The 24833-nt window shown below is 40.9% G+C and carries 13 protein-coding genes; 3 read left to right on the top strand and 10 right to left on the bottom strand.

Going from position 1 to position 24833, the window contains the following annotated elements; genetic code table 11:
• Window positions 1–116: 116 nt before the first annotated feature.
• The 10 genes from QF042_RS19840 to QF042_RS19885 form a co-directional block, all read right to left on the bottom strand.
• Window positions 117–4286, bottom strand: coding sequence for a hybrid sensor histidine kinase/response regulator transcription factor (locus QF042_RS19840; RefSeq protein ID WP_307531634.1), 4170 nt, complete (start codon window positions 4284–4286; stop codon window positions 117–119).
• A 208-nt stretch (window positions 4287–4494) separates the two neighbouring features.
• Window positions 4495–6585 carry a beta-galactosidase gene (locus QF042_RS19845; RefSeq protein WP_307531636.1) on the bottom strand — a complete coding sequence of 697 codons (2091 nt, stop codon included), beginning with the start codon at window positions 6583–6585 and terminating at the stop codon, window positions 4495–4497.
• 6 nt (window positions 6586–6591) lie between these two features.
• Entirely contained in the window at window positions 6592–9111 is a 2520-nt protein-coding gene (locus tag QF042_RS19850; RefSeq protein WP_307531638.1) for a glycoside hydrolase family 2 TIM barrel-domain containing protein, read from the bottom strand.
• Between the two features lie 69 nt (window positions 9112–9180).
• Window positions 9181–10692 carry a family 43 glycosylhydrolase gene (locus QF042_RS19855; RefSeq protein WP_307531639.1) on the bottom strand — a complete coding sequence of 504 codons (1512 nt, stop codon included), beginning with the start codon at window positions 10690–10692 and terminating at the stop codon, window positions 9181–9183.
• A 177-nt stretch (window positions 10693–10869) separates the two neighbouring features.
• Window positions 10870–12348: a cellulase family glycosylhydrolase gene (locus QF042_RS19860; RefSeq protein ID WP_307531641.1), complete on the bottom strand. Its 1479-nt coding sequence runs from the start codon at window positions 12346–12348 to the stop codon at window positions 10870–10872.
• Window positions 12349–12446: 98 nt separating this feature from the next.
• A complete protein-coding gene (locus QF042_RS19865; RefSeq protein ID WP_307531644.1) occupies window positions 12447–13661 on the bottom strand; it encodes a glycan-binding surface protein in 1215 nt (404 codons plus the stop codon).
• Between the two features lie 30 nt (window positions 13662–13691).
• A complete protein-coding gene (locus QF042_RS19870) occupies window positions 13692–15272 on the bottom strand; it encodes a RagB/SusD family nutrient uptake outer membrane protein (RefSeq protein ID WP_307531645.1) in 1581 nt (526 codons plus the stop codon).
• 11 nt (window positions 15273–15283) lie between these two features.
• Window positions 15284–18454, bottom strand: a complete 3171-nt coding sequence (locus tag QF042_RS19875; RefSeq protein WP_307531647.1) for a TonB-dependent receptor — start codon at window positions 18452–18454, stop codon at window positions 15284–15286.
• A gap of 807 nt (window positions 18455–19261) precedes the next feature.
• A complete protein-coding gene (locus QF042_RS19880) occupies window positions 19262–19597 on the bottom strand; it encodes an L-rhamnose mutarotase (protein ID WP_307531649.1) in 336 nt (111 codons plus the stop codon).
• A 155-nt stretch (window positions 19598–19752) separates the two neighbouring features.
• A complete protein-coding gene (locus tag QF042_RS19885) occupies window positions 19753–21270 on the bottom strand; it encodes an alpha-L-fucosidase (RefSeq protein ID WP_307531651.1) in 1518 nt (505 codons plus the stop codon).
• A 224-nt stretch (window positions 21271–21494) separates the two neighbouring features.
• Between QF042_RS19885 and QF042_RS19890 the strand changes: the two genes are divergently transcribed.
• The 3 genes from QF042_RS19890 (at window position 21495) to QF042_RS19900 (ending at window position 24751) form a co-directional block, all read left to right on the top strand.
• On the top strand, window positions 21495–22382 hold the full coding sequence (locus QF042_RS19890) for an AraC family transcriptional regulator (RefSeq protein WP_307531654.1): 888 nt from the start codon (window positions 21495–21497) through the stop codon (window positions 22380–22382).
• Between the two features lie 322 nt (window positions 22383–22704).
• Window positions 22705–22842, top strand: a complete 138-nt coding sequence (locus tag QF042_RS19895; RefSeq protein WP_307531656.1) for a hypothetical protein — start codon at window positions 22705–22707, stop codon at window positions 22840–22842.
• A gap of 214 nt (window positions 22843–23056) precedes the next feature.
• The gene (locus tag QF042_RS19900) at window positions 23057–24751 is read left to right on the top strand and encodes a cellulase family glycosylhydrolase (RefSeq protein ID WP_307531658.1); all 1695 of its coding nucleotides are present in this window, start codon (window positions 23057–23059) and stop codon (window positions 24749–24751) included.
• The last annotated feature ends 82 nt before the right edge of the window (window positions 24752–24833 follow it).

Raw genomic sequence — 24833 nt, forward strand, 5'->3', positions numbered from 1 at the left:
CTTCTTAGAAGAAAAAAGCTAATTATTGATATTTATGGCCTACATGCACCCTAACCAGCCTGAAGTAGGAATTTGGCTGGGGCATCAGAAAAAATTTAAGTTTAAAACGATACGTCTTAATGCAGATTCCGTTTTTCTGCGATATACTCTGAAGGGAGTACATGGTATTGTGCTTTGAATGCTTTGGCAAAATAATTAGGGGTACTAAAACCAACCATATAGCATATTTCGGATATGGTTTTACTGCTTTTTTCCAGTAAAACTGCCGCTTTTTCGAGTTTAACGGATCTGATAAAGTCAACAGGGGTTTTACCCGTAACCCTTAGGCATTTTTTGTAGAGCGATACCCTGCTCATGGCCATATAGCTGCTCAAATCTTCTACGGATAACTGGGAATTATGAAGGTTTTCTTCAATGTAAAGCAATGCCGTATTCAGGAATTTCACATCGTCTGATTCGATTTCCATTTCTGGTGATGACATGCTGACCTGTCTGGAATAAGTTTTTTTAAAGGTCTGGTGCAGCGTGAGCAGGTTCTTGATCTTTGAGTGTAAAATTTCGAAATTAAAGGGCTTGGTCATATAATCGTTTGCCCCGGTTTCCAACCCCTTCAATTGTTCCTCCTCGGCAGTTAAAGCCGTTAACAGGATAATCGGGATGTGCTTTGTCCGCTCGTCTGATTTTAATTTAATGCACAGTTCTTTACCATTCATTTCCGGCATGCTGATATCAGAAACAATCAGGTTCGGATGCAGTGCGAGTGCCTTTTGCCATCCTTCCTTACCGTTTGAAGCCTCTACTATATTATAAAAAAGGCCCAGGTTATCTTTCAGGTAAAACCTAAAATCGTCGTTATCCTCAACTAACAACACCAATGGTGCATTTTTTATATGCTGACGTTTATCAACAGGTTCTTTTTTATCCTGCAGGGCATTTGGAAGTTCAGCTTCTACTTCTACCGGATGCTTTTGTTCCAGTCCTGGAAATGCAACAGGCGTAAGATTTAGGTGTACAATAAAACAAGTCCCCAAACCCGGCTTACTTTGTACGGTTATTTCGCCCCCCTGCATTTTTACAAATTCTTTGGTGATGGAAAGTCCAATGCCCGATCCCTGGTTCAGAATAGATGAAGAAGTTTCATTTTGAAAAAAACGTTCGAATATTTTTTCCTGTTTATCTTCTGGAATACCAATACCCGAATCTGCCACCTTTATTTCCAGAGAAATCCTGTCATCTTGTTCCAGATGAGGTAACATTTGTAGCGTTACACTAACTTTTCCGCCTGATGGCGTAAATTTAAATGCATTCGAAAGCAGGTTGAACAGTATCCGCTCTACTTTATCCTGATCATACGACACGTAAAGTTTTTCAACTGTGGTTTCAAAAGTAAAATTAATCTGTTTCCGTTCTGCCAGGTCATAAAAAGAATCTGTGGCATCTTTAATGAAAGATATAATTTCGCCCTCACTATTGTTCAACCTCAGTTCCTGCTCTTCCATTTTACGAAAATCGAGGAGCTGGTTCACCAGGTTCAATAACCGCCTTGCATTTCGCTTTACCATAGCAAGCTGGCCGTAGCCCTCCTTTTCTTTGGATTCTGTCAAGAGCTTATCAACAGGTGCCAGGATTAATGAAATAGGGGTTCTGAACTCATGGCTCAGGTTGGTTAAAAATTTAATTTTTAAAAGGTCGAGTTCCCGTAGCCGCTCAGCCTCTTTACGGTCCTGCTCACGCAATTGTCGGGCCTGGATTCTTTCCTGCACCAGGGCAAACTCCCGTCTTAGTTTATTGATCCCTCTGCTTCGGATAAACAATAAAAGGCAGCCAAATGCTAAAACATACCCGATATATGCCCATATTGTACGCCAAAATGGAGGTAAAATGGTGATTTTTAGCTGAGTCTCGGCTAAAGGCGATGTCTCATTTTCGTTAAAAGCCCTTACATGGAGCGTATAATTGCCAGGGTCAAGATTTGTAAAGGTTGCTTTTCTGCTTTCTGAAGGCACCGTAAGCCAGCGTTTGTCGAATCCTTCTAGGTTGTATTTGTAGATTATTTTTTTAGGATTGAAGTAGTTGAGCAGTGCAAACTGAACTGAAAAAATATTCTCTTTATAACTCAGCTTTAAATTTTTGAGGGCTGTAATTGTTTCGGGTAGAATAATGTGACCATTTATTTTCTCGCCAACACTCACCTTATGGTAAAACACCTCTAAATCGGTCATGACCAATGCTGAAGGAAATTCGCTGCTTTTAATCTGCCCTGCCCTGAAAATATTGAAGCCGTTAGGGCCTCCAAAAATTAATTCACTGGATCTTGTTTTACCTACGGCATTAATATTAAACTGCGTATTTTGCAGCCCATCCCATTTATTGTATTTACTATATCTGAATGTATAGGTTTTACCAGCGGGAATTACCGCTATTTTATAAAGCCCTTTCAACGAACTGTACCAGATATTCCGATCCTCATCCTCAACAAGCGTAAGCACTGTATTTTCTGGCAAGCCAACATCTTCGATTAAATTAGTAAACTTTCCTGTTGCAGGATGGTATATACTTATCCCTTCCCTTGTGCCTATCCATATCCATCCTCTGCTATCTTCGGTGATTGAATTTACAACACCTTGTATTAGCGAGTTGGTATCTTTACTGTTATTTTTTAAATGTCTGAACCTGGAGGTTTTTCCATCAAGAACACTAACTCCATCGGTGGTACCAACCCAGAGATTCTTGTTTCTATCTCCATACAAACAAGTAACCACATAAGCATTTAATGTATTTTTAACTGAAGGGTTAAAGTGTTTGAATTTTCCGGTTCTTGTGTCCAACCAATCAAGCCCGCCGTTTAATGTACCAACCCAGAGCCGGTTAGCAGCGTCTGCCAACAAGGCATAAATACGGTTATCTGAAATACTCTGGGGATCTTCCGTGCTGTGCTTAAAATTTGTGAACTTCTTCCCATCGAAACAATCAAGCCCTCCTAAATAGGTACCAATCCATAAAATACCTGAATGATCAATTGTTAGGCTTATCACAATATCACTGCTTAATGAGTTACTACTGGCAGGATTATTACGGTATCTTTTTATTTGGCCGGTAGTTCTGTTTAAATACAACAGGCCTGCACCGTTTGTTCCTATCCACAGGTTACCTTTATTATCCTCTACAAAAGAATTAACATCTTCATTTAAAGCATTTTTACCTGTTAGGTACTGATTTAACGGAAATTTGTAAATGCTCTTATGGTAGTAACAGATCCCTCTTTTATAGGTTCCAACCCAGACTATCCCATCATTATCTTTATATAAAGTGCCTATACTATTATCGCTTAATCCCCTTAAATCACCTTCTTTGTTTAAGATATAAGTTAACCGGTTAGTATGCTTATCTAAAATATTAATCCCGCCATGATCGGTTCCTATCCAAATTTTCCCGTCTTCGCCCTCAATTACCTGGCTTACATTATTTGAACTTAATCCCGAATGATCTTGTTTTTTTCCAAAATAAGCGAATGTATTATTGGATGCGTTAAAGTAATACAGGCCAAACGGATTGCCTCTGCTGTAGATATAAATATTGCCTTCAGAATCAAAATTCAGGTTAAAAGAATTGATTTGTCCACCAAAACGCTTGTTTATAGCTAAGTACGTGTTTGTTACCCTACGCAGTTTTAAATTAAATTTTTTAATAATGCCATTAGTGTAAATCACCCATAAGTTGCCTTTTTCATCATCAATAAAATCGCTTACCTGATCACCAGACAGCGAATTTAATGCACCGCGATTTTGGGTATATTTAATGGTTGTACCGCTTTTATGATCGTAACGAAAAATGCCCTGGTTTTCGACATAGAAATAGAGCATACCACTACTATTGGCCCGTACCGCCCGTAGGTACCCACCGGGGATTTTATATTTTTTAAAGTGTTTATCCTGAAACCGTTCAAACTTTTCAGTAGAGGGGTCATAAATGCTATAACTGCCATTTGAGGCAATCCATAACTGCTGTTCAGGCCCTTCAAAAATACCTACAACATAACCATTAGGAATGCTTGAAGTATCTTTCGAACTATGCTTAAATACCTTAAATTCATGTCCGTCATACCGGTTAAGACCAGCCATGGTGCCAAACCACATAAAACCTCTTTTGTCTTTATATATCGCATTTACCTGGTTATCTGACAGGCCGTTAGCAATATCAAGATGGGAAAACTGATATACATTTTCCTGCGCGGAAAGGGGGATATATAATATAAGTGCGCAGATAAAGGCTAAAAACCGGGACATATATTTATGATTACACAAATTTTTTAAGGGGAATCACTTCATGGATAAAGTTTGCGCCCTTAAGTTTATAATTGGTTGTTTGATCTTAGTATAGCTAATCTACAGTTAAATCCTGATATCTGTAAAAAAATGTAATTTTAATGTTACTGATACAAGATTAACGGGCACTTAAAAAGTTATACTATTGCTCAGATAGATGGTTTGCCACTTATTCTTTCCAAACCAATATGCCTGCCGGCTTCAGTATTTTTTCACCAATTAAAATCTTTGAAGTTTCTGGTATACCCATGGTGTAGTTAGCTGAAGAATAATTTACCGCCATGTAAAATCCATCTCTCCAATAAACAAATACGCCTGGCGGATAATTTTCAACGGTTGCTCCTGCCTGGATATAAATATCACGTAATAAATCCTTTTCCAATTCGCTATTATCAGTTGCAACGCCGATGTAGGTAACCGTTCCTTTGCCGACTTTGCGTTTAGTAACAGCTGCCTTTCCCTTGTAAAACTGGTTGTCATAGCTCGCCAGAATCTCTGTACCCTGATTGGGCAGTAGCAAATCGGACCAATTGTTCCAATCGTAGTGTTTTTCGTTCATCAGAACATCTCCTTTACCGTAAACAGAAAGCATATCCGTTGCGGTAACCTGAGCTCCAATAAGTCCGGAAATCGGTGCGGCCAGTTTACCCTCCCAGAAATGCCCCATGCGGTTTTTGGTTGCTGTACGGCAAGTTATAATCAAATGTCCGCCATCCGTTACATAACTGTTCCATTTCTTTACCAAAGCAGAATCTACCATTTCGTAAGCAGGAACTATGACCACCTTATATTTAGACAGATCGGCAGTTTCAGGTATTACATCAACAGGAGCACCTAAAGATTTCGCTATTTCCATAAACTTAACGGGGTAATTCCATGTATCCCACTGCGTGGTCTGTTTTTGCCTGTCGATAGTCCAGTAATTTTCCAAGTTCCAGAGAATAGCTGTTGAGCGTGTGGCGAGTTTTTCGGGCATTTTAACGCCTGGTCTATATTGTTTTCGTAACTCTTTTATCTCTTTCATGAACTGCATATATTCCTCTCCACCTGGCGAAGGTGTTACCCCGTCTGTTTGTATAACGCCCGAGTGGTATTGTTCGGCACCGTATAAAATTTGCCGGAAGCGGTAAGAGCAGGCAAGCTTTCCACCTGCAGCAAACGAATGGTACAACCACATGCGCACTGTTCCGGGTAAAAGAAGCGGGTTATAGCTTCCCCAATTTACCGGGCCAGGCTGAATTTCCATCACGCCAGATACACCACCAAGCTGTTTATAATATGCTGATGCAAAAAGGATTACCCTGCTATCTCCCAGCCTGAATCCAAGTTCACCAATATTATCGCTGCCACCGTTAGGATAAGCAGTATAGGCAGCAAAATCGAGTTTTTTTGTTCGCACAGGATCAGAACCTGTGGAAACCGCAGTATAGTTGGTGGTAATATACTGCTGCTTTGAAATATGGTTGCGCAGGATGGCGGCCTGGAAATCGAGAAATTCGGCCTGGGCGTCTGCACAATAGCGCTTAAAATCGAGCAGGGCGTGCGGATTATTCCCCCACCAGCCCACCAGATTGGTATTATGGATCATAACCTGTTCAAAGCTGTTGTACCACTGGCTCCAGAAAGCTGTACCCCAGGCTTCATTTAAAGCATCGACAGTTTTATATCTTTTTTTTAGCCATTGCCTGAAAGCTTCCTGCGAGGATGCACTGTAATCGGGTTTGGCATCGGGTTCGTTATCGAGCTGCCACCCAATTACATCTTTGTTCTGCCCGTAACGCCTGGCCATTTCAGCTACAATTTTTTCGACGAATAAGCGATACCTGGGGTTAACGATTGAAGCGAGTCCGCGCGTTCCGTGCTCAGCGCGGGTATAGTGCCCATCCATGATAAAAGTTTCAGGATAATCTGTCCGCATCCAGGCTGGCGTAGTTGCCGAGGGCGTGCACATCAGCACTTTAAGCTTATATTTAACACAAAGCCCCACTACCTTATCGAGCCAGGCAAAATCAAACTTCCCTTCTTCAGGCTCCATTTTAAACCAGGCGAATTCTGCAAGGTGGACAAACTCGTAGCCCATATCCGAAATCTTTTTGATATCGCGCTCCCACTGGCTTTCCTTCCAATGTTCGGGATAATAGTATATCCCGGTAGTGATCAGGTCTTTTTCAGAAAAAAAATGGCTGGTTTCCTGCGATTTCACCTTTATTATCGAAATAAGTAGTGTTAACAGGATAAGTGGGATAGTTTTTTTTACCATAATAGTTTAATTGTTGTGGCTTAAATCCTTAACAGCTGTTTTGATAATTAAAGTTTCCGCAGGTAAACCTGCAGAAGTAACTGTAAGTTTAATATCACCTTCACGACGGCCGCTTCTAATGACAACCAGCGCCCGCCCATGCCATGCTTTACGGCTATTACCTACATATTGTTCATAGTCTTTCAAGTCAGCATTATCTACTCCGGCAATCACACCTAGCCCTTCAATATTAAAATGCAGGCGATTTACTGCATTTGGTGTGAGTGTTCCGTTTTTATCCGTTATTTCAATGGTGATGTATGATAAATCCTGTCCATTGGCCAATATTTCTATCCGGTCTGCCCTTAGATTTATTTTTGCGGGATCGCCCGCTGTTTGCAGAATGGCCACTCCTGTTTCTTTATCATTTTCCACACCTACAGCCTTAAGCAAACCAGGAGCATATGGAACCTGAAAAGTAGCCTTAAACTGTTGAGTGAGGGTAGTTGCCTGTTCTCCTATTAATTTGTCATTCAGGTATAATCTTACTTTCTGGTATTTTGAATATACTTCAACCTTAACTGTTTTTCCTTCAAAACCAGGCCAGTTCCAGCTTTCCCAGGTTGGCCATACCGACCATAAGGTTTCTTTGATTTCTAAAGGCTCAGGAGCTGGTTCGCGAACTGCCATATAAAGTTTTTCGTTATTGTTATACAGCATGCTCCGGTAATGAGAAATGGGTTTTCTCCAACCAATCAGATCTATATCGCCGCAGTAAGCGCCATGATTAGGAAAAAAACTATTCTCCCAGTGCTCGCCGGGTACATCACCTGAATAATACCAGCGCCCGATGCCCGACTCACCCAGGTAATCCATGGCTGTCCAAACAAAATCTCCTATTACATAATTGTTTTCCTGTACCAGTTTCCAATTGGCAAATGCGTCTCTGGGATAGGATTCGGTTTGAACGATGATACGCGAAGGCACTCTTTTATGATCGTCAGGAGCACTATGCAGGTTATAATTATAACCGGCAACATCATGTACCGCCATTAGTGGATCAAACACATTCCAGTTTTTACCATTATTTACAATTGCAGAGGTAACTGGGCGGGTATTATCTATTTTTTTTAAGGCATCAGAAAGCATTTGTGCAGTTTTCACGGCTTCCGGATCTGCCCGCTCGGGTATTTCATTGCCTATGCTCCACATAAAAACCGAAGGATGGTTACGATCGCGCAATACCATTGCTTCTAAATCTCGCTGCCACCACTTGTTAAAACGCTTAGCATAGTCGTTATTGTTTTTTCCAATTTTCCAGCAATCGAACGATTCGTCCATTACCAGCAGGCCCAGTTTATCGCAGGCATCAAGAAATGCTTCTGATGGTGGATTATGGGAAGTCCGAACAGCATTAAAACCACCTGCTTTAAGCAACTCCACTTTACGCTGTTCTGCACGGTCAAAAGCCGCAGCGCCCAGGCAGCCATTATCGTGATGTACACATCCACCATTGATCTTCACTGTTTTTCCATTAAGCTGAAATCCATTTTCAGCAGTAAATTTTATAGAGCGGATACCAAAATAGGTTGTCGCATCGTCAAGCACTTTCCCGGCTTTTAACACCTGGATTTGAGCCTGATATAAATGTGGTGTTTCAGGTGTCCAAAGCTTAGGGTTTGACACCTGTATGGTTTGGGTGATTTCCTTTTCACTGTTGGCAGGAAGCTCAACCTTTACAAGAGCCTTTCCTGCACTTTTAGCACTTTTATTCCAAAGAAGAGTTTCAACCAAAACCTGCTGGGCAGTTGCTGTTCCGTTTTTGATCTTAGTTTTAAGCAGTATTATTGCCTTTTTTGAAGACACCACCGGAGTTGAAATGTTCAGTCCCCAATGTGCAACATGAACCGGATCGGTAACATTGATCCAAACATGGCGGTAAATGCCAGAGCCGCTGTACCACCTGGAATTTATTTGCTGGGAATTATCTACACGTACAGCGATTACATTTTCTTTATCAAAATCGAGATAAGGCGAAAGGTCATAATTGAAAGAAGAATAACCATAAGGCCTGATTCCAAGGGATTTTCCGTTAATAAACACTTCAGCGTTCATATATACCCCCTCAAAATAAATAGAAATCTCCTTACCCTTCCATTCAAGCGGGGCATTAAGGGTTTTTCTATACCAGGCTATGCCTGCAGGAAAGTAACCTCCAGCACCTCCGGTAGGGTTTTTCGGATTTATTTTACCTTCAATGCTCCAATCGTGCGGCAAATCCAGGCCACGCCAATCCTTATCGTTAAAATCTCTTGTTTTAGCTAAAGCCTCATCGCCCTGCAAAAATTTCCAGTTATAATCGAATAACTGTTTTCGCTCATTATTACCCTTACTTTGCGCATTTCCCAAAGTACAGTTTAGTAGAAGCAAAAAAAGCGTGGTTAAAATACCAAGATATAACGTGATGTTGTTATGGGCGTTGCTTTTACTAAAATTGTTCCTGTACAAGCTCCTGTTACTCATTGGTGTACCAAATATTTGCTTCATAAAAATATTAATGTTTTATCAATTATCATCGAATGCCAAAATTGCCGGTTTGCTGAATTTCTAAGCGAACTATTTTATTGGGGTATATTTAAAATTCTTAAAAGTTATTTTTCCATCTCCTATAGAACAAAGGCCGATCCGTAAACTCAAAAATCCGCTAAGTACATTGTGGTGCATGCCAGATACTTCAAAAGAATTTTCGATTTTGTTCCATTTCACGCCATCTTTACTGTAATACAGATCTACTGTGTTTTCTACATTTTTGAGGCGGAGGAATACATGGTTGTTAACTACATTTTTTTCAGCCAGGGCTCGCCAGCCACGCAAATCGGCAATTATATCCTCATTGTTGGCCAATATACCGGACGATGCAGTGTTATTGTAAAAAAGAGCCAAGCCGGCCGTTGCTTTTCCTTCTATTAATACCTCCACATCAACAGTATAGGAATGGTCTTCCGGAATGCACAGCAAGGGAGAACTATTGCCAATAGTATTTCCTTTTGCTTTAACAGACAAGCTGTTATTGGCCAATTTAAACCTGTTAGTATCCAGTTCTTCGAAGAATTGCCATTGAGATTTTAATTTATGACCCGCAAAATTATCGTTCAGGTTGAAATTGGTTTTAGAAGGGGCCAAATCTGGCTTTTTGATCGGTTTACTGTCTGATACGCCTGCCGCAACTTTGTACCAGCCGTCTTTTGTCCATTCTATAGGCAACAGCATCGTTTGGCGGCCTTTGTTGTAATAATCTTTTTCGTAAGCGTGGAACACCATCCACCAGTTTCCTTTCACATCATCAATAATGGTAGCATGCCCTTTTGATCTCCATCTTTCAGATTTTTCTGTTGTTCTTACAATCGGATTATAAGGAGAATTTTCCCATGGCCCCGACAGTGATTTTGATCGAGCGGATACGACCATGTGGCCGGTTATGGGGCCTGCTGTTCCGCCTTCGGCCACAGTAATATAATAGTATTCTCCCCTCTTTATCAATTTAGGGCCTTCCAGACAAAAACACTCAATAGACCAGTCTCTTGGTATTGGCCAGCCTTTATACGAACTCTTTTGATCTCCTGTTATTGAAAGACCATCATCAGATAAAGGCACAAATCCTCCGTCGCTGAAGAATAAATATCTTTTGCCTTCTTTATCCGTAATATGACCCGGGTCGATGTTGCCGATTTTCAAATCAACCGGATCACTCCATTGACCATCAATTGAATCTGCAGTGACCACATAATTGGTACCATTTGCTGGGAAATAGATATAAAACTTGTTTTTGTACTTCACCAGATCAGGTGCATACACCGAGCCTACTTTTTTGTGCAGGGCGTGGGTTACCGGTTTCCAGTTGATCAGATCTTTTGAATGCCAGATCAATAAACCTGGATAATATTCGAAAGAGGAATGAACCATGTAATAATTATCCCCATCACGTAATATACTCGGATCTGGGTAGTCTCCGGCAAAAATAGGATTGCTATAAAATCCAGGGACATTTGCCGTTTGCGTTACCTGATATTGCGCTGTTGCACAAATGCTAAACTGGATTAATAAGATTGTGATTATAAATTTATTCATATTATTGAAAGTTGTAAAAATATTGAGGTGATACGTACCTGGTTGTCGGTGTCCTATTTTTCTATGGACCGCTTAGTTTTCACATCAATGCGAAATCAATATTTATCGAAATCCGTGATCCATAAGGCATCACGGATTTTTATTCAGGTTTAAATAAACGGCATAAACTTTATCATTTTACTTCGCTCCCGAGATAATGGCGTTTACTATTCCCTGATCCAGAACTTTATTGTTCCTGCGGTCTAAAACAGTGCCTTGTTCCCAAAAGAAGGGCTTAAGGCCAGATTTAATGGCCTGTTGGGTTGAGTAAGTTGTCCAGTAGTTTATAGACTCATTGTGTTTTGCCATATCTGCAGGCAAATAATTTGGATTTGTTCTCCTGAAGGCTGCATATTCGCCAAGTATTACCGGAATCCCTTTATCCACAAACTTCGCTTTCATCAATGCGTATAATCTTGATATTTCACTTTCTTCGCCCCACGTTGCATTGCGGCTTGGATCGGTAGCCGAATGATGGCCTGTTCCCCAATAGTAGAACATTTTACCCCAACTGGCATCACCATCCATTAATATTGTAAATTGAGAGGGCGTATAGTTATGCACCTCAACCATCATACGGTTAGGAATCTGGTCAGTTGGAAGTACATTCATCAGGTTATTGGTTTTTTCGAAATCGGTTCCAGGTCCCTGAACAACCAGTACCCTGTAACTGTTCTTTCCTCCAGTGGCACGAACGGCGTTGACAAATGTTTGGTGATAGCTGTTTAGTATTGCCATTTGTTCTGCATTTTCGGCCGGGGGTTCGTTAGCACTGGCAAACATCAAATGTTCATCAAAATCTCTCATGGTTGTTGCAATCTGTTCCCATAAAGCCTTTTGTTTGGCATTAACAGCGTCTTTCTGTGTTGAATTGATATTTTTATCAAGCCAACCGCCATCCCAGTGGATATTCAACAGCACATACATATCGTTGTCAACGCAATATTTAACTACTTCTTTAACACGGTTAAGCCATACAGGATCAATTGTAGCCTTTTGCTCGTCGCTCAAATGTTGCCAGTTCCAGGCGCAGGGAATACGTATTGCATTAAAACCTGTCTGTTTTACAAATTTCACATACGATTCGGTAATCCGGGGATTCCCCCAGCCCGTTTCGCCGCCCTGAGCCTCCATTGTATTCCCAATATTAAGGCCCAAATTCATTTTGGCAGCCAGTTGTACAGCCGTGCTGCCCATACCCGTTTGGTCTGGTGCTTTAGGCGATGTATTGTAGGAAGGATAAAGCGTGCTCGTTTGCGATATCGTAACCCTTCGGGCCTGTCCGTTATCTGAGTTAACGACCATTACCGCAGAACGGGAAACACCTGTAAGGTTAGGCATTGCGGTTAACTTTAATTCGGTATTTCCTTCACTTCCTGCAGTCTGGCTAACCTGCAACCAAAGATCGGCAGGATTTTTAGTGTTCCATTTTCCATTGCTGGTAACCGTTATATTTGAAATGCCTCCATCAGGCAGAAAAGCAACATCCGATGTAGAAATGTTGAGTTGTGGTTGAACTTCTTCTTTCTTTTTACAATATGCGGTAAGCAGGCTAAAGGCGAGCAATACTAAGATATACAGGCATCCTTTTATTTTTATGTTTGCGAAGCGGCTCATAAATTTATTTCATTGTTCTTTTTAAGATTATAAAAAACCTTTCTCGTTGCTATATTTAAAGCATACCGGCCCGTAAAATTACGGACCGGTGGTATTGCTTATCTTGTTTTTACTATCCTGATATTATCTATAGCGGCTTCAAAGTCAGTGACCACGGTTGCACCATCATTGGTAAAAGTGACGTTGATCGCTCCTTTTCCTGTTGAACCGAGTAACTCGGTCAAGGTTTGAGCGGGCAGTCCGTTCTTTAAAAAGTTCGATAGTGGAACAATAACGGTTTGCCAGCCATTTGTTTTAAATGGAGCGTTTGATCCGTTTGCATTTTTCCACGGACGATAAAAAGCGGAATAGGTAAAGGTAAAGTCCTTAACAATCTGAATAGAGCCATCGGTCCATGGTTTCTTAACAGCTATTTCAAATTTTAAGGAATAATTGTTCAGGGTATCTTGCAGATTGGCTGCAGGAACCCACTGAACTTCGTTAGTATTAATTGAACGTCCACCTTCCCACCAGCTTCCGTTACCAGCAGGGACATTTGTAGCCTTTAATATTCCATAATTACCATTATTCCCCGGAAAATTAACAGCGTTGTTTGAAACATCAGAACCCCAGGCGAAGGTATTTATACTGTCATAGTTATTTAATACACCTGTTGCAAAATCATGAACGTTGTAAAAGGTGGTGGCTGTACCCGACTTTGTGGTTACAATAACAGGCCCAGGTGTTGAAACACTTGCAGGAACTGCCATTTTTATACCGGTACCGTCACTTGCCGCCGTAAAGCCCTTTACATCTACCCCTGCATAGCTTACCCGCTGAATAAAAAAGAAATTAAATCCTTTTATTACAACTGTATCGCCAGGATTCGCACTTTCGTTTGATATTCCAGAGATTGTAGGAGCAGGAGCCACAATTGGAAATGAAAAGGTAGTTTCGCCCTTTGTGGTTACAAACCGTATCGTATTAAGCTGCGAAGGCTCCACCAAAGGGAAAGCAATTACTGCAGGCATTAATACGATAGCGCTTGTATCAGAAAACCAGGCATCGTTAAAAGAACCTTTAACCCCGTTAAAATAAATCTGGAGTGCTCCTTTTAGGTTACTCCCTGTAATTACAACCCATTTTCCGGTTCCTACCCTGGTTAACAGGGAATCGCCCGGACTGGGTACATAGTTACGTACACCAGTAATAACCGGCGGGCCAGATGATGATGATAAGGATGAATCCTTTTTACAACCTTGAAGTGCAAAAAATATTATTGCAATTAAAATAAGTAACAAACGGCTATTAGCCCTGTTTAACAGATTTTTCATATCTTTTTAATTAATAATTAATTGTTCTGATTAATAATACGCGACTGGTGGATCTAATAATTTGGGGTCGGCTGTTATCTCGGTTGCTGGTAAAGGAAGGGTAAAGGTTGCAATGGTTGGTGGGGTGATTACTATCCCACTGGTATTTTTCGTTTTCTTTCCCGTAGCCGGATCATACGCAAACTGAACCCTTGTGTTCTTTGAGATCTGGTTGCTTAACAATGTAATTGCTCCCTGTGGATTATAATAGGAAAGACGGACCAGATCAAACCAATACTGCCCCTCAAATGCCAGTTCAATCCTTCTTTCTTTTCTAAGTGTCTCCGTTGTGATTGATGTTACCGGATCAACACCAGCCCTTTTCCTTACCATATTAAAAACCCTTAATGCTTCTGCATCCGAAGTTGAATTATTGGTACCCAGTAAAGCTTCCACATATACCAGGTAAACATCGGCCAGGCGTAAAACCGTATTATGTTCGGTAGAAGACCAAATATCCATCGTTGGTGCATTATTGTCTATAGCGGTACCAACAATATGTTTTTTAACACTGCACGAGGTTGCGGTATAACCACCACCTGCAGCATTCAGTTCTGGGTAGTGATCGCCGGTAAGCATAAAAGTTGCTTTACGGCGTATAGAATCCTGAGGCGTATATAAAGTGTCAAGATCGAAAGTTGGTCCAATGGCTCCGCCCCATCCTCCACCAGGAGGAACTACACTCCCGCTGGGTGCAAACTGCGTCTGCATTGCATTACCATTTCCATAACCTACACCAGGTGCCCACTGAAAAGCAAAAAGCGATTCCTGATTATCATTAAACTGCGTTTTGAAAAGATTATAATAACTCGGAAGAAGCGTTAAACCGCTTGTATTGATCACATTTTTAGCGAAAAATGCAGCACTGTCCAAATCTGACTGACGCCTGCTTCCGCTGATACCAGCTTTTGTTAAATATACTTTAGCCAGCATGCCCTGGGCAGACCAGGTAGTTACCCTTCCGGCCTGATCGCGGATAGGCAATGCGCCTGCGGCAAACCTTAAATCGCTGATGATAAATTTATATACATCGCTAAGCAGGTGACGTGGTAAAAGGGGATTTTTAATTAATTTATCATTATCCTCAATAATGGGCACTGCCCCCCACAACTGTGCCAAATGAAAATATGCTGTAGCTCGCAAAAATTTCAGCTCGCCCAAAGCACCATTTTTACTTTTTAGGGATACGCTGTCGGGTAATTTGGTATTGATGGCCTTAATATTGGTGTTACAGTGTGCTACTATTTTATAAAAACAGCGCCAGGAGGTACCAATCTGTCCATTATTGCTGGTTACTGCAAACGAGGTCAACTGGGCAAGATCGGCATTATAAGGCTGCAGCATATTGCCGCTCAGAATGTCGCCGATCCCAAGCAAAGGAAAACTGTTCCAATCGTTCCATGGCTGTGCATAAAGGGCAGCTGTGGCAAGCCTTAAGTCTGAGGAGCTCTTATAAAAATTATCTGTTGTTATTTGCGACAAGGGGGCTCTATCCAGAAAATCTTTTTTACAACCGCTTACTATTATAACAGCGGCGAATAAAGTGAGTATGTATAGTTTAATATGTTTCATAATTTTAGGTCTTATTTGTTTAAAATAGAGATGTTGGCACCAATAGTAAACACCCGTGGCTGCGCATAATATCCATTATCTACACCTGCTGCTAAGGGATTCCATGAACCTATTTCAGGATCGTAACCCTTATACTTTGTAATTGTAAATACGTTGGTTACCTGTGCATACAAACGCAAGGTTTTCAGGTGGATTTTGGATAAGAGATCCTCTTTAAAATTATATCCCAGCGTAATGCTTTTACACCTTATAAATGAGCCATCTTCGATATATTTACTCGAAAAACGTTCGTTGCCGTTACCACTGGCCTGACTGATTCTGGTGATACTGGTTTCGGGATTGGTAATATATACGTTGTTGATATCAGCAGCAGAACCGGCAGGATTAATTAACCCGATGCGGGCATAATCTCCCACATTTCTAAAGTATCCAAAATTCTGATTCGGGTTTTCTGCATCTACCCTCACCTGGTTATAAAGTTTATTGCCGTAATTTCCAGACATGAAAATATTCAGGTCAAAGTTTTTATAATTAAAGCTGTTGTTTATCCCAAACTGGAATTTCGGAATTGGTGAACCTAAGAACACCTGGTCGCTTTCATCGATCACGCCATCGTTATTCTGGTCTTTAAAAATAACATCACCAACCCATACTCCTCCCGAACCATTGGTGATTGGGATTGGAAGACCTCCTTTTTGTGGTAAGGCTGGATATTTTTTAAAATCTTCTGCATTTTTATAGGTACCCAATGTTTCGTATCCGTAATATTCACCTATTGATCTTCCTACTACAGATTTGGTAATCGCTGTACTCCCTGCATAGCCATAAAGTGCGGCAGCATCAGTGTTCAAGGTCTCGATTTTATTTTCGTTATGAGAAAATGTCAGGTTAGTTCTCCAGTTGAAGTTATTAGATTTTATGTTGTGTGTTGTAATGGAAAATTCTATTCCTTTATTGCTTACCGAACCAATGTTGATATAAGGCGACTGAATTGATCCTGGTGCATAGCCCGTAGCATCAATCATACCCGAATACAATGGTAGAGTAAGGCTTAATAATAAATTATCTGTTTTTTTATAATAGGCATCAACAGAAAAGTCAACCCTTCTATTTAGAATACTTACATCCAGACCCGTATTATATCCTTTTGTGGTTTCCCATTTTACATCAGGATTGCCACTGGTAGCGATTAGTTGTGAATTACCGGATAATGATGTAGCTACAGTTCTTAAAGTTGAGCCATAAGCATAATCTCTTATATTTTGGTTATTCTGCAAACCATATCCGATTCTAAGTTTCAGATCATCAATCGCTTTTACATCTTTGAGAATATTTTCCTGTTTCAACCTCCAGGCAAATGCTCCGGAATAAGTGGTTACCCATCTGTTTTCAGGTGCAAATTTCGAAGAACCATCGTTCCTTACATTAAGGGTCAGGTTATACTTATCATCATATTTAAAATCAATACGACCGAAATATGATTCTCCGGCAGTTTGTCCTTTGTCACCAGAATTAGTTGCTGTGGTAGCATCGCCACCACTTATAGCCTGTACATTGTTGCTGGGGAAGTTATTTCTGCTTGCTGATACATTCTCATAATCCCATAATTTAGACTCGTGTCCAACCATTGCATTCAGATTATACCTTTTGGCAAATGAATGTGAGTAGGTTAAGTAATTGGTAAGCGAATAAAAGGTATTTTTTCCGCTTGAGTAAGTCGCAGAATTGGAAGTTTTAGAATAAGCGCCCATGGTGTAAATAGGATCAAACTGATCTTCTGTACCTGTTGAGAAATTTCCGGAGATTTCGTTGCGCAGGGTAAGCCCCTTGGCAAACTGAATTTCAGCATAAGCGTTTCCGAATAATTCATAACGGTTTTTAAGGTCTTTTACGATCTTGGCCAAAGCAAATGGATTGGTACCTGTAGCGCCATAAATATTAGGATCATTACCACCCCAGGTGCCATCAGGATTTACCACATTTACGTCAGGTGTTTGATTTAACGCCTGTCTGATTACACCTGACTGAGATGTAGTAACGTTTTCTTTTACGTTGGCCAGCTGCAGGCTCACTCCCATTTTTAACCAATCTGTTGTTTTGTTATCCAGGTTCAACCGGCTCGAAATCCTTCTGAAATCAGATCCCAGCGCAATTCCGTCCTGAGAAAAATAAGTTCCTGAGAGATAATATTTCGTTCTGGCATCACCTCCGATAAGGGCAACATTATGGTTCTGCATCAGCGCAGTCCTGAATAAGGCTTTTTGCCAATCTGTTCCTACGCCAAGGTATGCCGGATTTGCAAATTGTGGCCTCAGATCATAACCGATGATTGCGGCTTTTTCATTCATAAAGGTTGCATATTCTCTCAGGTTCATCACCTCATAGTATTTAGGCAGCGCCTGAGCACCGGCATATCCATCATAACTTACCACCGGAGGACCTGAAACGCCGCGTTTGGTAGTAATGATCACCACACCATTGGTTGCCTGCGCCCCATAAATAGCAGTAGCTGAAGCATCTTTTAAAATATCTATTGATGCAATTTCGGAGGGGTTAATACTTGATAAGGGATTTGTACCCTTGTCGCCAGTTGAAGGCAAGATCTGAAGGCCATCTACAACATATAAAGGTGGGTTATTGCTAAAGCCTGAAAGTCCGCGGATTTGTACCGAAACACCACCACCAGGCTGGCCCGAAATCTGCTGTACCACAACGCCTGGAACTTTTCCCTGCAATGCCTGATCAACAGTTGTGGGCTGTGTTTTAAGGAGTTCTGCTCCTGAAATCGAAGATACTGAACCGGTAAGATCGCGCCTGGCCTTATCACCGTAGCCAATCACAACAACTTCATCCAGTTTTGTAGTTTCGATCCTTAAAATAACATTGATGATACTACCATCACCAATCATGATTTCCTGTGGCTGAAAACCGATCATTTTGAAAACAAGCACATCTCCAGTATTTGCCCTTATTGAATACTGTCCTTGCTGATTTGTTGATACTGCTGTCTTTTTTGTTTTTACCTGTACCGTGGCACCGATTAACGGTGCAGGATTGTCGTTCCCTACGATCTTTCCTGTAATTTGCCTCTCCTGGGCATAACCTTTTAAGTGCAGGAGCGATAAGAAAATTACCAACAGCAAAAAAGCCGGTAATTTCCCAATAGAAATTGTTTGGTTCATATTTGGTTTATTTTTGGTTTGTATAGCCCTTATTAACGATAGCCCCAGAAAATCGCCAGGCATAGATGAGTTTAATCTTCCCTGACCACCGATCCTAATTGCTTGCCATTAATAATTGGCTTTGAATATTCAAATATAGCCTGAGGCTAAAGCTAGGGATGCTATAAATGATAAAGAGATAAGTACTTTTGTTAACATATACTCATATCTAACCATAACAAATAACAGCAACTACAAATAGTAATCAATTGTTAAACAGATAGATACAAAAACAACATTTCGCCGCCTAAAATCTTACTCCGTTAAGGTGAATTTTTTGGTTACTTTCTATAGGGTAATTGGTGTTACCCGTATAATAAAGCTTGCTCACTCTAATTTTAGGCTGTAGAAATAAATGGATAATTATGGTTTAGCCAGCGCGCTATTGGGTCCTTGTTAGGCTGATTGATAACCAGCTTATGATCGAAAACAAAAAAACATTTGTCTTTCGACAGGCTATCAATGACAGCTACTAAAAATCGGCGTCATCTCGAAGCAAATGCGGAGTGGAGAGATCTTTGGACTATGTTAAAAGATCTCTCCACTGCGGTCGAGATGACGATTTATCTTACCTGTCATCCAACTCCTTGTTTTTGGCTAAAAAACTAACCTCTGGGAATGACGATCTCTCGCAGCCTATCAATCCACTAAAATCACCTATAGTTTATATTGATTTTATACAATAAATTATCCCTCAGGGTGACAATGCTTTTTTGCTTTCCTCTAAACTTAATGACATTGATGCGTCGGCTTTGGTTTGTACAGTCCTTAATCATTTAAACGGAAAATATTTTTCATCAATACCCATTTTTCACCGGGTTGAGCAATGGGCAGCGCCTGTTGGTATTTCCACATCAGCGCTTCCCATTCCAATACCTTTGGGTTTGAAAGGTCCATAAGTGCTTTGGTCTCGAAACTGAAATCGTCGCGTGTTTCCATCACCATAAACAGGCGGTTGGAAATGCGGTAGATTTCCATATCCAATATACCCGAATCGGTTATACTGCGTTTAATTTCAGGCCATCCATTAACATGGTAGGCTTCATATTCTGCGATGAGTTTTTCATCATCAACCAGGTCAAGGGCCAGGCAGTATCTTTTCATTTGTAACTATAAAATTTCAACTGGTTGATTAATGATATCGTCTCAAGTAATTTCCTGGATGCAAGTGAAGCCTCAATCCCGTTAAAAGACCGGGCAATATTACCGCCAGTGTGGAGCGTTTAGTTTCCATCAAAGAACATGTAAACTTTATGCTGTTATTTTTTAAATTCTATTTTAAATCCTGTTACCGACCAGGTGGGATAATTTTTCGGCTTTTTGATCACCAGTGAACCATCAGTTTGCGTCCAGTCCAGTTTTTCTTTACTGCCCAAAAGGGAAACCGAACTGATCGGTTTATCAAGATATTTAGATTTTTTTCCTAATAATTCCATTTTTATATCTGTTTTGGGAACACTTAGGCAGAAAGCAAAAAGGTTGCCCCCCTTTGTTGTATAACGGATATCTGTAGCCTCATATTCCCTGGTATCTGTCAATCCACCGAAATTGCCTTTTTTCTGGTTCGATTTAATCGTAGATGGTCCTTCTCCGTATACTTTCCATGGCCTTGTGGCATAAATTCCTTCTCCATAAGTTTTGGTCCATTCCCCTACTTCCGTTACTATTTTGATTACATCAGGCTCTAAGTCGCCTTCTGGGGTTTGTACAACATTAATCAGCAGGTTTCCATTTTTACTTACCACGTCAATCAAAAGCTGGGCAATTTCATTTGCACTCCTGTAGCGTTGTCCTGTTCGGTAATACCAATCGCCAATTGAGGTATCGGTCTGCCACGGAAAAGGGCTGATCGAATCCAATACACCGCGTTCAACATCCTGCGCCCATTTACCTTCAGAGGGTTCTTTAGGTGTATAAACAGCTTCAAGTTTACCTTTATTTTTAGCCATATCCTGATTATAATAATGGGCAAGCATTTTACGCCCGTATTCTTCAAAAGGAAGTTTGCTATCAGAATAAAGCAGGTCAGGGTGATAGTTATCAATAAGTTCGGTTACATTTTCTAACCATTTTTTATGCCATGCAGGATTATTGGTAAGCCATTCTTTTATATTGCTTGAATCAGCAGGCAAATGATACAGGTCTGAATATTGAGGATCGCGACCATCATACGGAACTCCGGCAAACTGGCCTGTTTTATCCGATCCATGGCTGGGTTGAAACCAGTTGAAACTTGCAGCAAGATGCTCAGAAACCCCAAAACGGAGGCCTTCTTTTTTTGCTGCTTTCTGCCAGAGGCCAACCACATCCTTGTGTGGCCCCATATTTACCGAATTCCACTTATGTATCTTCGAATTCCACAAAAAGAACATATCGTGGTGAGAACCCATACTTACAAAATATTTGGCTCCCGCTTTTTTGTATAGGGCCATCAACTGTTCAGGATTCCATTTTTCTGCCTTCCAAAGCGGAATAATGTCTTTGTAGCCAAATTTGGATGGTGTCCCATAATGTTCTACATGATATTTATTCTGATTATTGCCTTGTATATACATGTTTCGGGCATACCAGTCGCCCTGACGGGGAACTGCCTGAGGGCCCCAATGCGACCAGATACCAAATTTGGCATCACGGAACCAATCGGGATATTTATACTGTTTTAAGGATTCGTTGGTTGGACTGAATTTACCCTGTTCAGGGTTATCGGTTTTTTGCTGTGCCTGTGCATTTAACAACATGGAAATTGCAATCATGCATACGAATATTCTTTTTTTCATTTGATGTGATAATTTAAACGCTACTATTCCAGTTTTAAAATATATAATGAGTTAAGAACCGGGGGCGGAATGTTCAATAGCAATGATCGGAAGTATAATCAATTGCAAGAAGCCGTCTCCCCTAACGATTTTATATTTGGTTATTATGATCAAAAATAAACATGTTATCCGATCTAATTTTGGATATATTAGACTTTTTATTGTAAAAATCCGACATTTAGAAAATGATTAAAAGAGTACTGCAAAATACTTTTTCGCTACTCAATGTAGATTATGTGAAATTAACGGCCAAATGGAATTACCAGAATGTGATCAGTCCTTATTTCCGGATTTATTACATAGACGATGGAAATGGTGAGGTAGCCGACCAGTCGGGGTCTTTAAAACTTGAACCTGGATATTTATATATTATACCGAGTTTCACACTTTGTAATCTACATTGCAATGGATATTTAAGCCAGTATTTCGTGCAGTTTTTTGAAGAATCTGTAGACGGGACTTCTCTGTTTGCGCGGAGCCGTAATGTTTCAAAGATTAAGGCAACACCGATGGACATTGATCTTTTTAAGCGACTGCTAGAAATAAATCCCGGCCGTGGCATTAACAGGTCTGATGATCCAAAGATTTATGAGAAAAATATTTTTTACAGAGAATACCAGGAGCTGAACAATATGCAGGGCTTAGCCAGCTACCTGGAAACCCAGGGCATACTGCTCCAATTGACGGGACGTTTGCTCCAACCACAGTTACATCGTAAACATGAGGACCGGCATGCTCCGGCCAAGATCGTGGAAACGGTTGGTTATATCCTGGTAAATTTGCAGCAGGAATTATCCGTAACTGGTCTTGCCTCCCGTGTTAATCAGCACCCCGATTATTTCTCTCGCTTATTCAAAACTTTTACCGGCCAGCGCCCTGTTACCTTTATTCTTGAAAAACGGATCGAGCGGGCGCAGTATTTATTGGCCACCAGCCGGCTTGCCTATTCGGATATTGCGGTACAAACCGGATTTGATAATCTCTCCTACTTCTCAAAATCATTCAAAAAACTTACTGGTATGTCTCCCAGTGCCTATAAAAAACAGGTATATAGAGTAGGTTTCACTTTATAACAAAGATCTTGAAACATTTTTGTTGCTACCGGCTTAAACCAGCCGTTTTTATCGATTACAAAACATTGTGTTGATTCACCAGAAACAGCCCTTATTTAAGGCCCTGTGTGCTATTATCGGAAGATTATAACCCATCCGCCAGCTCAATTTATTAACATCTGTACTCCTTTTTATTAACATCTGTACCATTAGAGCAGATTAGCTATGGCTATTTTTAATTATTGATATGCCGCCTGTATAAAGCACAGCTGAGTTTTATATTTTTTATTTCCACGAAGCTTTTCAATCCGAATTACGTCCAATCTGTTGCGCATTTATCCGGGTGGCTTATCAATTAATAACCATCTATAACCAAAACCATTATGAGCATGAAAACCATGAATCTAACACGGCTGTTAGAACCAACGAAATTACGGCTACGGCTTATGCTGTTGATGCCCAGGAGCACTTTACCAGTTAGGATACCGCTCCTCTACAGAGAAAATGTAACATCGGCCAATGGCAACAAATCTTTTTCCAACGTTAATTTAATAAAACGCAGCACATTATGCTTACGGGCACCGATGGTTCCATATTCGTGCCATTAGCAAAAACCATCTGTTAAAAATACTAACCATTACCAACTGTTGTTAGATGCACCATCTAATACAGTTTACTAACCAAATCTATATCATATGAGAACCTTAAACTATGTTATCTGCATTGTTGTGACGCTTTTTTTCACAAGATGTCAAAAGCCTGAAGTTGCCATTCCAGAATCAACGATCAATAAAAAAACAGCCCGTGCGTTAACAGCAACAAGTTATCCAAGTTATAATTTATCTCCTCTTCCAGCCGATCAATCAGGTGTAGGCAGTACAGCACTCCAGCTTTCTAAAAAATTCCAGTTAGGCTGGAATATTGGCAATACCCTTGAGGCAACAGGTGGTGAAACGAATTGGGGAAATCCGGTGGTGAGTCAGGCACTTATCGATCAGGTTAAAAGAAGTGGTTTCACTGCAGTCCGGATCCCTTGCTCATGGAACCAATACATGGCCAACAGCGCTACGGCACAACTTCAGCAATCATGGCTTAACAGGGTAAAGCAGGTTGTGCAATACTGCGTAAACGATGGCCTTTATGTAATTTTAAATATCCATTGGGACGGCGGATGGTTGGAAAATAATTGCACCACGGCCCAACAGGCCCAGGTTAATGCATTACAAAAAGCCTTTTGGGAACAGATTGCGACACAAATGCGTGATTTTGACGAACATGTAATGTTCGCTAGTGCAAATGAACCTGCGGTATCAGATGCAACCGGTATGAGTGTGCTGCTTTCCTATCATCAAACCTTTGTAAATGCAGTCAGATCAACCGGGGGGCGCAATAGTTACAGAGTACTGGTTATCCAGGGGCCAACCACCAACATTGAATACACCAATAATTTAATGAATACGCTCCCTACAGACCCAGCGGCTAATCGTTTGATGGTTGAAGTGCACCACTATACTCCGTTTAATTTTGCAGGTTTAACCCAGGATGCAAGCTGGGGCAATATGTTCTATTACTGGGGCAATGGATACCATTCTACAACCGATCCTTCACGAAATGCGACTTTTGGCGAAGAATCGAACGCCGCGACAGAGTTTGCATTAATGAAGACCAAATACGTTGACAAAGGTATTCCGGTTATCTTGGGAGAATACGGCGCAATTCGTCGGCTAAACACACTTTCTGGAGATGCATTAACCCTGCACCTGGCCAGCAGGGCGTATTATCTAAATCACATTACCCACCAGGCATTATTATACGGCCTGCAACCATTCTATTTTGACGACGGATCAGCCGGAAACAATGCATTCAGGCTCATAGACAGGCAGACTAATGGTGTGGCCGATCAACAGGGACTGGCTGCAGTGGTGCAAGGTACCCAAAATAATACGGCCTCAACCATCCAGGTGGGGCAGGTTTACCAGATTGTAAACAGATATAGTTTTAAAGCATTGGAATTTGGGGGATGGGCTACTGCCAATCAAACACCCGCGCAGCAGTGGGGTTATGTAGCTGGGGCGAACCAGCAGTTTAAAGTAGAAGATGCGGGCGGTGGCTATTACCGGTTAACCCCAATGCATGCTACCGGAAAGTGTTTAGAAATTTCTGGCTGGAATACTGCTGATGGCGGTCAGGCAGCATTATGGGATTATAGCGGTGGCGCCAATCAAAAATGGTCAATTCAGATTACCACAAATGGATATTATAAAATCGTTAATGCAAATAGCGGAAAAGCTTTGGATGTTCTTAATTCTTCGCTCAATAATGGTGGTGCAGCTGTACAATGGACTTACTCGGGAGGCCGCAATCAGCAATGGGCCTTTCTGAAAATATAGATACTTACAATGCTAATATAGATACAATTTTTGTATGCAACAGGCATTTTTTTTGTAAATATTATGCAACAATGATCGTTAA

This window comes from Pedobacter sp. W3I1 (assembly GCF_030816015.1).
Taxonomy (GTDB): domain Bacteria; phylum Bacteroidota; class Bacteroidia; order Sphingobacteriales; family Sphingobacteriaceae; genus Pedobacter.